This window comes from Verrucomicrobiia bacterium, from assembly GCA_019634625.1.
GTDB lineage: Bacteria > Verrucomicrobiota > Verrucomicrobiia > Limisphaerales > CAIMTB01 > CAIMTB01.
This window is the reverse complement of record JAHCBA010000031.1, coordinates 25650-38089: the sequence shown is the minus strand read 5'-3', so window position 1 is coordinate 38089 and position 12440 is coordinate 25650. Positions and strand designations below refer to the sequence as shown.

Below are 12440 nucleotides of genomic sequence, written 5' to 3'. Positions count from 1 at the left end.
GCAGACTGGCGAGAGCCGTGATCGAGCGGGGCGAGCATGTCATTTTGACCGATCACGGTCGGCCGGTCGCGATCATGGTTCCGTTCTCGCCGACGCGAGTTGTTCACGATCTGTCCGAACTGGAGGACGCAGCGCTGACGGACGAAGCGATTATGGATGCAGTTCGCGAATCGAGGGAAGACGAGGTCAGAGATCCGATCCCGGGGTGTGGAGGATGTCGAGGTGGACGGGGCCGTCGAGGGATCGATCGCGGACGTGGAGGGCGAGGAGGTTGCGTCCGGGACGGAGGGTGGCGCGGGCGGTGTCGGGGAAGGGGATGAGGCGGAAGGCGGATTCGGGGACCACGGCGCCGGCGACGACGGGGATGCCATTGAGGAAGATGTCGAAGGTGCCGGGGCTGCGGAGGACGAGGAAGGGGGTGGTGCCCGGGGGTTCATCCAGGGTGAGGGTCTGTCGCATCCAGACTTCGGACCGGCCGGTTGGGGGATGGGGGGACCAGTAGCGGTCATCGAAGTCGCGATGGGACCAGCCGGGGGGTGGCGGGTAGGTTTGGAGGCGCCAGGGTTGGGAGTGCCAGCCGGGAGGCGGGGCGAGGGTGTCGGGAGGCAGCCGGTCGAGGACGGTGCGGATCCGGGCGAGGAGATTGGTGTCAGGCTGGTCGGGAGGGTGATGGGCGAGGATGGCGAGCCACTGGTCGAGGGCGAGATGGGGGCGGTGAGGTTCCCGGTAGGCGTAGAGAAGGGCGAGGTTGGCACGGACGACGTGGGTGATGGGGTGGGCGTCGCCGAACGCCTGTTGCTGCCGGGTCAGGGAGGTGCGGTAGAGGGATTCGGCCTCCCCGGTCTTGATGCCGACGTTGTAGAGGTAGGCGCCGAGGCGGTTGGAGTAGCGGATGGTGAGGGGATGGGAATCGCCGAGGGCGGTGCGGACGCGTTCGAGGGCCTGGCGGACGTAACGTTCGCCGCCTTCGAGGTCGCCGGTGCGACCGATCATGCGGCCGAGGATGTCGAGGGCGTTGGCGACGTCGGCGACCTCGACTCCGGGTGAGGCCTCGGCGAGGGCGATCGCTTCGGCGGCGGCGGCGCGGGCGCCGTCGGCGTCACCGATCCGGTAGCAGGCGGAGGCGAGACGGCTGAGGAACTTCACGAGGAGCGGGTCGCGGGGGCGGAACTGGGAGCGGGCGAGGGCGAGGACCTGCTGGGCGGCTTCGAGGGCCTCTGTGCGCCGGTCGAGGGAGATGAGGGCCCGGGAGAGGTCACTCCGGGCGAGGAGGGTGCGGCGGTCGCGTTCTCCGGCGAGCTGGAGGTGGAGTTCGAGGGCGGCGCGCCACTGGGCCTCGGCGGCGGCGTATTCGCCGAGATTGTAGTAGGTGCGTCCGAGGGTGGAGCGGATGGCGGCCTCGATGGCGGGTTGATCGCCGAGACGGGGGTTGAGCTGGTCGCTGGCGCGATCGAGGAGGGTGCGGAGGGTCACCTGACGGTCGGAGCCGGGGACGATGTCGCCGTGGTTGAAGAGGTCGTCGTTGAGGAAGCGGTGGACGGCGTCCTTGACGGCGGCCTCCTGCCGGGTGGCGCGTTCGGCGCGGAAGGCGCGGAGGGCGAAGGCGCTGCTGACGACGGTGGCTGCGACGAGGAGGAGGAGGAACCCGGCGGCCACGGCGAAGGCGGTGCGATGGCGGCGGAGGAGTTTGGAGGCGCGGTAGGAGAAGCTCGGCTTGACGGCGGTCACGGGTTCGTCGCGGAGATGGCGGCGAAGATCGAGGACGAGGGCGCCTGTGGAGTCGTAGCGGCGGGCGCGATCCTTCTCGAGGCACTTGAGAACGATCCAGTCGAGGTCGCCGCGGAGGGAAAGGGCGAGGCGGGCGGGATAGGAACGGCGATTGCGGGCGACGGTGTCGGCGTCGGGCGGGGGCAGGGCGCGGAGACGGGTGGAAGGGCGGGCGGGTTCCTCGTCCCGGATGCGGCGGCGGATTTCCTCGAGGCTGGCGGTGAGGAGTTCGCGGGCATCGAAGGGCGTGCGGCCGGTGAGCAGTTCGTAGAGCAGGACGCCGAGGGCGTAGATGTCGGTGCGGGTATCGACATCGAGGCCGCTGAGCTGGGTTTGCTCGGGGCTCATGTAGGCCGGGGTGCCGAGGAACTCGTGGAAGCGGGTGAAGACCGTCTTGTCGGTGAGTTCGCCCTGCATGGCCTTGGCGATGCCGAAGTCGATGACCTTGGGGACGGGGCGGTCGTCGTGGAGGGTGACGAGGACGTTGGAGGGTTTGATGTCGCGATGGATGATGCCCTTCTGGTGGGCGTGCTGGAGGGCGGCGCAGACCTCGATGAAGAGTTCGAGGCGGTCGGCGGGGTCGAGGCGTTGTTCGTCGCAGAACTGGGTGATGGGGACGCCGCGGACGAGTTCCATGACGAAGTAGGGGCGGCCGGTGGCGGTGGCGCCGCCGTCGAGGACCCGCGCGATATTCGGATGGTCCATGAGGGCGAGGGCCTGACGTTCGGCCTCGAAGCGGCCCACCACCTGGCGGGTGTCCATGCCGAGCTTGATGATCTTGAGGGCGACGCGGCGTTTCACGGGCTCGCGCTGTTCGGCCATGTACACGACGCCGAAGCCGCCTTCGCCGATTTTTTCGAGGAGCTTGTAGCGGCCGATGACGGTGCCGGGTCCCTCGGAGAGGGGATCGGGCGGTGGCGGGGCCTCGGAGGAGGCGCCATCGAGGAAGTCGCCGGCCTGGAGATGGCAGTGGAGGAGTCCCTCGACGCGTTCGCGGAGGGCGGGTTGATCGCGGCAGGCGCGGTCGAGGAAGGCCAGGCGGTCGGCGGGCGTCCCGAGTTCGAGGGCCTGGAGGAAGAGGTCGCGTTCGGGGGCGGGCATCGGCGGGTTGGGGGGGAAGCGACGGCGGGTCAGTCGCGGGGCCACTGGGTGGGGGCGTCAGCCTGGAGTTCGCGGAGGAGCCAGGCGCGGGCATAGGCCCAGAGGCGGGCGGCGGTGCGTTCGGCGAGGCCGAGGGCCTGGGCGGTCTGGGGACCGGTGAGGCCGGCGAAGAAGCGGAGCTTGACCAGTTGGGCGGCCTGGGGGTCGTCGGCTTCGAGTCGTTCCAGGGCTTCGTGGAGGGCGATGAGGCGGTCGTCGTCGGTTTCGACGGCAAGCCGGACCTGGGACCAGTTGACGCGTTCGAGGTCGCCGCCGCGTTTGAGGCTGCGTTTGCGGCGGGCGTTCTCGATGAGGAGGCGGCGCATGGCCTCGGCGGCGGCGCCGAAGAAGTGGCCGCGGCTGTTCCAGTGGCGGGGTTCGCCGCCGACGAGGCGGAGCCAGGCTTCGTGGACGAGGGCGGTGGCCTGAAGGGTCTGGCCGGGTTGCTCGCGGGCGAGCCGGGCGGCGGCGAGGCCGCGGAGTTCGCGATAGACGAGGGGCAGGAGCTGTTCCGACGCCGACGGATCCCCGGATTCGATCGCGGTCATCAGGCGGGTGACCTCGCCGGGGACACCCAGCGGATCCGGGGCCGGGTGCGGATCGGAAGATGCCATGTCTATGGATGCCATCGGGGTCGGGGCGGGTTCAAGGCGGCGGATGGGGTGCGGGATCCACGAGGCCGCCAGGGGAGGGGAGCAATGGATTGCGGACTCGCAGAGCTCGTCCCTCCGAAGGGTGAAGCGGAGGGGTGGGATCGGAGGGTCCGTTGGGTGTCCAGGCTTCAGCGTGAGCCTTCCATCTCCGCCCTCGACAACGCTGAAGCGTGCATACCGAACAGAGTTCGACCCAGCCTCTGCCCCCCCCGCGTGTCCGCCCTGCTGCCAGTGCATCTCAGCGTTTTGCAGCAGACCTCGTACACGTACCCGTACTCGTAATCCTAATCTTAATCTTAATCTTAATCTTAATCTTAATCTTAATCTTAATCTTAATCGCCCCGCCCAGTTCGCATGCGGAATGAAAGGTCCGAACCCGATCGCACCCATCGGGCCAGCCATGAGGCGACGCTGAAACGGTGTGCCTGCGAGTCGAGGACGATGACGAGTACGAGTACCGCCCTTCGGGCTGAGTACGAGTCCCCGGGGATGGGAAAACGGAATGGTGCAATGGATTGCGGACTCGCGGAGCTCGTCCATCCGAAGGGTGAAGCAGGGTGGCGAAATCGGAGGGCCGAGTTCCACGAGGCCGGCAGGGGAGGGGAGCATTGGATTGAGGACTCGCGGAGCTCGTCCCTCCGAATTGAAGCGAGGGGATGAAATCGGAGGGCCGAGTTCCACGAGGCCGCAGGGGAGTGGAGCATTGGATTGAGGACTCGCGGAGCTCGTCCCTCCGAAGGGTGCAGTCCCTCCGAAGGGTGCAGTCCCTCCGAATCGCTGTCTCCCCAGCCGACACCTCGTGGAGGCATGGGCGGGGCGGGGTCAACCGGCCGTGGGGGAGGCTGCGGTGCCGGACTCGATGAGGAGGGTACGGATGTCGGTCAGCACCAGCCTGGGGTCGAGGGTGTCGGAGCTGTAGATGTTCCGGATGCGGCCTTCGGCGTCGATGAGGAAGACGCGGAGGGTGTGGTGGAGGGGCCCCTGCGGATCGCGGGGATTGGAACGCCGGTTCACCGCCTGACCGTAGGCGTCGAGGATCGGGTTGAGTTCCGTGGCGGAGCGGGTGGTGAGGAAGTGCCAGTCCACGGGGACGCTGCGTTCGCGGGCCCAGCGGGAGTAGTCCGACATGCGGCGGGCGGTGTCGTTCTCCGGGTCGAAGCTCATGCTGATGAGGCGCAGGCGCCCGGCGAACTCGGGCCGGGCGCCGGCCACCTCATGGATCTGGTTGAGCACCCCGGTGGCGAAGGGACAGGCCCGGGGCGAGGCGCAGCGGGTGTAGATGAAGCTCATCACCGTGACCGCGCCGCGGGTCAGGTCGTGCAGGGAGCGGGTCTGGCCGGTGTGGTCGATGACCTGGCCGTCGGCGGCGGGTTTGATGACGGGCAGGGTGTAGGTGCCGGGCTGCGGCGGCTGGTAGGAGAATCCTTCCAGGGCGGCGAGGCCGTCGTCGGCGGGGAGAGCCGGCGGCAGGGCCAACAGGGCGAGGGCGATCCGGGCGGCGAGGAGGCGGGTTCGGACATGGAGCCCGGCCGGGTGCGGAGGATGGACGTGGGGCATGCGAGGATGGGTTTCGGGATTGGGGTTGGTGGGGGCGGTTACTTGAAGAGCTGGGTCGAGCCGAAGAGCATGTGGTGGGGCCGTCCGAGTTCGAGTTTGGCGAAGTCGAGGGTGAACTGGTGGCGGAGGCGGCGTCCGTTCCAGCGGTAGGCCTTGAAGTACTGTTCGTTGTCTTCGCCCTTCTTGTCCCAGCGGGCGAGGAGCGAGCTGGTGAAGTAGAGGCGCCGGCCGTCCCAGCTCTGCGACACCATGTTGACCTGGCGCCCGATGGATTCCTCGTAGGTCTGGCGGGGCCGGTGGGGGTTGGAGACATCGAAGACACGGACCTTGCCGTCGCCGAAGCAGCTTACGAAGAGGGTGGAATCGTCCGAGCTGAGGCTGATGTCCACGGGGAGCGGGAGCTGGGACGGATCGCCGATGTCGGCAACCTCCCTGGCCTGCCATTCGCGGGTGTCGGCATCCTCGTACACGAGCCAGAGCTTCGAGGTGAGGGCGGAGGCGGTGAAGGCGTAGTTGTGGGTGGGACCCCAGGCCCAGCGGATCTCGAGGGGGGCGCCCGGGACATGGAAGACCTTGCGCGGCTGGCGGGCGTGGAAATCCCAGAGGACCATGGTTTGACCGAAGCGCTTCATGGCCTCGGGGTCCTGGACCATCTGGGCGAAGTCCATGGTGTAGTTGGACCAGCCGGTGAAGGACGAGCTGAGCATGACGTTCTTCCGGGGCAGGACCCGGGCGTCGTAGCCGTAGCCGTCGGCCACCGACTCGATCGCGGCGCCGCGGGGGTCCGACTGGGTGGGCATCCAGTGGGTGGCGATGAAGTTGCCCTCGTTGCTGTACTCGACGAGGGCGGTGCGGCCGCCGAGGTCGGAGGTGTTGGACAGGCAGGGGATCAGGACGCGTCCCGGGAGGGCGTAGGCGCCGTGGGGTCCGACGGCACCGCCGGTCTTCTCGGCGAAGTCATCGATGATGCGGATCAGGCTGGGCCGGGCCGGGTCGGTATGGACATCGAAGATGAAGATGCGGCTGGTTTCGAGGCCGGCGAGCCAGAGCTGGCGGCGATCGTCGGTGAAGCCGCCGTGGTGCGCCTCGTTGCGGGAGCCGACGGAGACGGAGTGGAGGACCTGACCGTAGGTGCGTCCGGGTTTGACCCCGACGGTGACCAGCTTGTCGGAGCCGTCGCCGATGGATTCATCGCCGAGGGTCCAGACATAGACGAACTCCTCCTGGCCGGTGATGCGGGGCATGTAGGGGGACATGCAGGTTTCGTCGGCGCGGGCCGGGAAGGCGAGCAGGCCGAGACCGGCGACGAGGGCCGGAAGGGACGGGATGCGGTGGGGATGGGGGTCATTGAGGATGGATTGCATGATCGAATGAGGGTTAGTGGATGGGTTTGGGCCGTCCTGCCCCGTTCATGGGGGGGCAGGGAACGGCGTTCCGTTGGGGAAGTGCGCAAGGCGCGGACGAATCGTGCCATGGAAACTCAGGTCATGGCGGGAGGTCGTTTTGACTTGGGCGGGCAATCTCACTAGCGTCGCGGCCTCATGCGATTGCTGCGGCACACGGACGACGATTTCGAGGCGCGCCTGGCGGGGGCGGCGGCGAGTTCGAGTCTGTTCGATCCGATGGTGGAACTGCGGGCCCGGGAGACGATCGAGGCGGTGATGGGCCGGGGGGACGAGGCGTTGACGGAGCTGACCGAGCGGTTCGACGGGGTGCGGTTGGAGCCGGACCGTTTTGCGGTGAGCGTGGCCGAGCGGCTGGGGGCCTCGGTGCGGGTGAGCGCGGAATTGCGGGCGGCGGTGAAGGAGGCGGAGCGCAACATCGCGGCATTCGCCCGTCGTTCCCTGCGGCGCCGCTGGACCGGGGTGAACCGGCACGGGGCGAAGGTGGGGGAGAAGTTCGACCCGTTCCGGCGGGTGGGGTTGTACATCCCCGGGGGGACGGCGCCGCTGGTGTCCACGGCGCTGATGACGGTGACCCTGGCGCGTGTGGCGGGGTGTCCTGAGATCGTGGTCTGCACGCCGCCCGGGCGGGACGGCACGGTGAATCCGGCACTGCTGTTCGCGGCGGCGACGGCGGGGGCGACGGAGATCTACAAGGTGGGCGGGGCGCAGGCCATCGCGGCGATGGCGGTGGGAACCGGGACGATCCGGGCGGTGGACAAGGTGTTCGGGCCCGGCAATGCGTACGTGGTGGCGGCGAAGCGGCTCCTATTCGGGCGCGTGGCGGTGGATTTGCTGCCGGGTCCGAGCGAGGTGCTGGTGCTGGCGGACGAGACGGCCAACCCGGCGTGGGTGGCGGCGGATCTGCTGGCCCAGGCGGAACATGGATCGGGGGACGAGCGGGTATGGCTGGTGACGCCCTCGAGCCGGTTGCTCACGGCGGTTCGGCGGGAGGTGGACCGGCAACTGGCGGGCCTGGCGCGACGGGACTACATCGTGCGTGCCCTCGAGGCGGGCGGCTGGCTGATCCACGTGAAATCGATGGACCACGGGGTGCGGGTGGCGAACCAACTGGCGCCCGAGCATTGCGAGATTCACGCGCGCCGCGCCGCCCGCTGGGCCGATGGCATCGTGACGGCAGGGGCGATCTTCATCGGCTCATGGTCCCCGACCGTGCTGGGGGATTACGTGGCGGGACCGAGTCATACGCTGCCCACCGGGGGCGCGGGCCGGTCGTTCGCGGGTCTCACGGTGGACCAGTTCCAACACCGGACCAGCGTGGTCGAGTACGGCAAGGCGTCGGTGAAGAAGGCGGAGGCGGCGGTGCGGACCTTTGCCGCCATCGAAGGGCTCGATGCGCACGGCGCGTCGGCCTCGATCCGGTTGAGCCGACGTTGAGGGGAATGGGTCCGAGTCTTCGCATCCCGCCGATTGAACATGGCCCGCCCCCTCGATCCGAACCGCCTGGTGCGTCCGCTGGTGCGCCGGTTGCACGCCTACACGCCGGGGGAGCAGCCCAGGACCGGCGGGCTGGTGAAGTTGAACACCAACGAGAACCCGTACCCGCCGTCCCCGCGGGTCTTGCGGGCGATCCGGGCGGCGACCGACTGGCGGTTGCGGTTGTATCCGTCGCCGACGGCGGAGCGGCTGCGGGAAAAGCTGGCGCGACGGCACGGATGCGCGGTGGAGAACGTCATCGTGGGCAATGGCAGCGACGAACTGCTGGCGCTGGCGGTGCGGTGCTTCGTGGAACCCGCGGATGCGGTGGCGTCCACCGGTGCGAAGGCCGCCGCGCGGGCCACGGTGCAGTACTTCACGCCCAGCTATTCGCTGTACCCGGTGCTGGCGGACGCCCATGGAGCGGTGCGGCGGGAGGTGCCCTTGGAGGCGGATTTCGGATTGCCCGAGCCGGCGGTCGGGCGCGGCCCGGCAAGGCTCGAGGCGGGGGCGGCGCTGACCTTGGTGACGACGCCGAATGCGCCGAGCGGGCGCGGTTATGCGACCGGGGCGCTGGATCGGTTGTGCGGGGCGATGCGCGGGGTGGTTGTGCTGGACGAAGCCTATGTGGACTTTGCCGACGAGCATGCCATGGGGCTGGCCTTGAAGCACCCGCACGTCCTGGTGGCGCGGACGTTCTCCAAGGCGTACTCGCTGTGTTTTCAGCGGGTCGGGTATTTCGTGGGGCACCCGGTTCTGATCGGGGCGCTGCACAAGATCCGCGACAGTTACAACGTGAACGGGCTGGGCCAGGTGGCGGCGGAGGCGACACTGGAGGACCCGGAGTATTACCGGCGGACCCAGCAGCGGGTGGTGGCCACACGGGAGCGGTTGGCGCGGGAACTGGCGGGTCTGGGCTTCCGGGTGGCACCGAGCCAGACGAATTTCCTGTGGATGGAACCTCCGGGGCCGCCGGCGGAACAGTGGCGTGACCGGCTGCGGGAGCGGCGGATGGTGGTGCGCTGGTTTTCGGGAACCGGGCTGAACCGGCACCTGCGGGTGACGGTGGGCACGGACGGGGAGGCGGACCGGTTTCTGCGGGCGGTGCGTGGCATCCTGCGGGAACGGCGTCGGGAGGACGGGGCCACGGAGCGCAAAGGAGGCAAATGAGTTCCCTGATGGACAATGTCCGGAAATCGCCGGTGCTGGCGCGGGTGGTGCCGTTTGTGGTGTTCCTGGTGCTGACTTCGGCGCAGGGATGGTTCGGCGAGGGCGGGCGCTACTGGCTGTACCTCGCCAAGACGGTGGTGGCGGCGTGGATGCTGTGGGAATTGCGCGGCGTCATCGCCGAGATGAAGTGGGCGTGGAGCTGGGAGGCGGCGGTGGTCGGAGTGGGAGTGTGCGTGATGTGGGTGGGGATCGATTCGTGGTACCCGGGTCAGGACGTGTTGTGGTTCCGGTTGGGAATGGGGGACGACCCGGCGGAGAAGCCGGCGTCGGTTTGGAATCCGTTCGAGCATTTCGGTGTGGGGGCGATGGCGTGGCTCTTTGTGGTGGTCCGGCTGGCGGGATCGTCGCTGGTGGTGCCGATGCTGGAGGAGGTGTTTTATCGGTCGTTCGTGTACCGGTACCTGATCAGTCCGGAGTTCGAGAAGGTGGCATTGAACCGGGTGCACTGGGTATCGCTGGGGCTCACCTGCCTGATCTTCGGGTTCACGCATCAGCAGTGGCTGGCGGGAATCCTGTGCGGGCTGGCCTACCACTGGCTGGTGTTTCGGAAGAACCGGATCGGGGACGCCATGACGGCGCATGCGATCACCAATTTCCTGCTGGGCCTGTGGGTGGTGTTCCAGGACGACTGGAAGTTCTGGTAGGCGGGCTGTTCCCTGAACTCCGGGATGCGCGGGATGCACCGCACCGCGGGGAATTGCTCTTGTTCGGCTTTCCCCGATCTGCTGGTCTGGAGGGCGTTGGGAGGGGGATTCCCGAGTGTCAGATCGGTCTGCCGGAGGGGCGCTGGAGGGGCATTTGCAGGCGAACCGACGGGCACGAAGTGTGCCCGCGAAGCCGCAGATCCCGAGGGACTTGAGGCGGGTTGAGGGCAGGGGTGCGCGTGGGTGGGAGACGTAAGATCATGCCGGTACCGTTGCTGGATTTGAAGGGTCAGAACCTGGCCCTGGAAGGGGAACTGCGGGCGGCGTTCGACCGGGTGCTGCGGTCGGGGCAGTTCATCATGGGCCCGGAACTCGAGGCGTTCGAGGCGGACCTGGCGGCGCGACTGGAGGTGCGGCACGCGCTGGGGGTGTCGTCGGGGACGGACGCGATTCTGCTGGCCCTGATGGCGCTGGGCATTGGGCCGGGGGACGAGGTGCTGGTGCCGTCGTTCACCTTCTTCGCCACCGCCGGGTGCGTGGCGCGGTTGGGGGCCACGCCGGTGTTCGTCGATGTCTGTCCGGTCTGCTTCAATCTCGACGTTGCCGATGCGGTGCGGCGCCGGACCGCCCGGTGCAAGGCGGTGATCCCGGTGCATCTCTTCGGGCAGTCGGCGGACATGGATCCGATTCTGGCCTGGGCGCGACGGGAAGGATTGCGGGTGATCGAGGATGCCGCGCAGGCGCTGGGGGCGCGGTACCGGGGTCGCCCTGTGGGAGGGCTGGGGGATTTCGGGACGTTCAGTTTCTTTCCGAGCAAGAACCTTGGCGGGTTCGGCGATGCAGGGTTGTTGGTGACGCAGGACGATGCCCTGGCGGACCGGGCGAGGTTGCTGCGAGTGCATGGGGGGCGACCGAAGTATCACCACCAGGTGGTCGGGGCGAATTTCCGCATGGACCCGCTCCAGGCCGCGTTGCTGGCGGTGAAACTCCCGCATGCCGGGTCGTACAACGCCGCCCGGAGCGCTCACGCCGGGGAATACACGCGGCGGTTGGCGGCCCTGCCCGGAGTCCGGGTGGCGGAACCGGCGCGGTGCGGTTGCCAGGAACCGGTCGCCGGCGGGGGGACGGGCGACGGAGCGCGGCTGATTCTGCCGGTGGCCTATCCGCACAACGATTCCATCTGGAACCAGTACACGCTCCGCGTGCCCGGACCCGGGCGGCGGGAGGCACTCCGGGATCATCTGGCCGGGCGGGGCATCGGGACGGAGATCTACTATCCGATCCCGCTTCATGCCCAGGCGTGCTTCCGTCCCGCCACCGGGGTGCCGCCGGAGTTGCCGGTGTCGGAACGGCTGGCGGGCGAGGTGCTGAGTGTGCCGGTGTATCCGGAACTGACCGCGGAGCAGCGGGACGAGGTGGTGGCCGGCGTGGCCACGTTTCTCGAGGGCGAGCCGGCGATTTCCCGATGAGCGCCGGGAATGCCCATTGGGTGGTGCCGCAGGCGGCGCACGATGCCCTGGTGACGGCGGCCTTCGCGGCCCGGGGGTTCGAGCCGGACGAAGTGGCCGCCATGGTGAAGGTCTGCGGCGAGGCGGCGCGGCACGGGATCCGGACCCACAACGCCATCAAGGCGCTGCATCTCGATGACCTGTTCGGGTCGAGGGTGGGCGGGTGTGTGCCGGGGGCGGCGGTCGAGGTCCTGCCGGTGCGATTTCCCGCCGCGCGGGTGTGGAACGCGCATCGCAAGCTGGGTCCCGGGGTTGCCTATGCCGCCATGGACACGTGCGTGGCGATCGCGCGGGAGCAGGGGGTGGGGATGGTGAGCGTGGATGAGGCGTGGCATTACCTGTGGGGCGGGGCGTATGTCCTCGAGGCGGCGCGGCAGGGATTCATCGGGTACACCAACTGCACGGCGATGCTGGCCGAGGTGGTGCCCTTTGGCGGAAGGCGGCCGGCGCTCGGCACCAACCCGCATTCCTGGGCCTTTCCCACCCGGACGTCGATCGGGTTCCCCGTGTTGATCGACTTCGCCACCTCGTCGGCGGCCATGGGACGCGTCCAGCAACTCGGCCGGGAAGGACGGCCGCTGCCGTCCGGTTGGGCGGTCGATGCGGATGGCAACGAGACCCGGGATCCGGCCCGGGCATCGGCGCTGCTTCCGTTCGGCGGACACAAGGGGTACGGCCTGGGGCTGGTGGACGAACTGTTCGCAGCGTTCATCGGCGGCGGCCGGCCGACGGTGAGGGGCCGGTTCCCGTCCAGCGACGCTTCCAAGCGGACCCCCAGTTTCCATTTCATGGCGATCCATCCCGAGGCCGTGTCGGGAGGACGCTGGGAGGCGGGGCTCGACCGGGACGCGAATGTGAAGGCGGTGGTGTCGGACATTCTCGGGCCGGGCAACGAAGGGGCCCTGCTGCCGGGGCAACTCGAGCACGAAGCGGCGCAACGCTGCGCCCGGGCGGGGGGCCTTCTCTTCACCGACTCCGAAATGGACGCGTTCGACGCCATCGCGTCGGCGTGCGGCCAGCCGGCGTGGGACCGGTCGGCCCTGGCTCGCGCGGACTGACGGG

Annotated in this window: 9 protein-coding genes; 5 read left to right on the top strand and 4 right to left on the bottom strand. The window is 68.8% G+C overall.

All coding sequences use genetic code 11. From position 1 onward, the window contains the following. Positions 1-186: 186 nt before the first annotated feature. From KF833_16935 to KF833_16920, 4 genes are all read right to left on the bottom strand, one after another. Positions 187-2913 carry a serine/threonine protein kinase gene (locus tag KF833_16935; protein MBX3746996.1) on the bottom strand — a complete coding sequence of 909 codons (2727 nt, stop codon included), beginning with the start codon at positions 2911-2913 and terminating at the stop codon, positions 187-189. Further along, a complete protein-coding gene (locus KF833_16930; protein MBX3746995.1) occupies positions 2898-3521 on the bottom strand; it encodes a sigma-70 family RNA polymerase sigma factor in 624 nt (207 codons plus the stop codon). The genes KF833_16935 and KF833_16930 overlap by 16 nt, the downstream gene beginning before the upstream one ends. A gap of 861 nt (positions 3522-4382) precedes the next feature. Then, positions 4383-5117: an SCO family protein gene (locus KF833_16925; GenBank protein ID MBX3746994.1), complete on the bottom strand. Its 735-nt coding sequence runs from the start codon at positions 5115-5117 to the stop codon at positions 4383-4385. A 38-nt stretch (positions 5118-5155) separates the two neighbouring features. Continuing rightward, a complete protein-coding gene (locus KF833_16920; protein MBX3746993.1) occupies positions 5156-6481 on the bottom strand; it encodes a selenium-binding protein in 1326 nt (441 codons plus the stop codon). A 177-nt stretch (positions 6482-6658) separates the two neighbouring features. Here KF833_16920 and hisD point away from each other — a divergent pair, with 177 nt between their 5' ends. The 5 genes from hisD (at position 6659) to KF833_16895 (ending at position 12436) form a co-directional block, all read left to right on the top strand. Continuing rightward, a complete protein-coding gene (gene hisD, locus KF833_16915; protein ID MBX3746992.1) occupies positions 6659-7957 on the top strand; it encodes a histidinol dehydrogenase in 1299 nt (432 codons plus the stop codon). A 39-nt stretch (positions 7958-7996) separates the two neighbouring features. Further along, positions 7997-9166, top strand: a complete 1170-nt coding sequence (gene hisC / locus KF833_16910; protein MBX3746991.1) for a histidinol-phosphate transaminase — start codon at positions 7997-7999, stop codon at positions 9164-9166. After that, positions 9163-9870, top strand: a complete 708-nt coding sequence (locus KF833_16905) for a CAAX prenyl protease-related protein (protein MBX3746990.1) — start codon at positions 9163-9165, stop codon at positions 9868-9870. The genes hisC and KF833_16905 overlap by 4 nt, the downstream gene beginning before the upstream one ends. Positions 9871-10130: 260 nt before the next feature. Continuing rightward, positions 10131-11339 (top strand): DegT/DnrJ/EryC1/StrS family aminotransferase, encoded by a 1209-nt coding sequence (locus KF833_16900; protein ID MBX3746989.1) that lies wholly within the window; start codon positions 10131-10133, stop codon positions 11337-11339. Next, complete coding sequence (locus KF833_16895) at positions 11336-12436, top strand: Ldh family oxidoreductase (GenBank protein ID MBX3746988.1); 1101 nt, start codon at positions 11336-11338, stop codon at positions 12434-12436. Before KF833_16900 ends, KF833_16895 begins: the two co-directional genes overlap by 4 nt. Positions 12437-12440 lie beyond the last annotated feature (4 nt).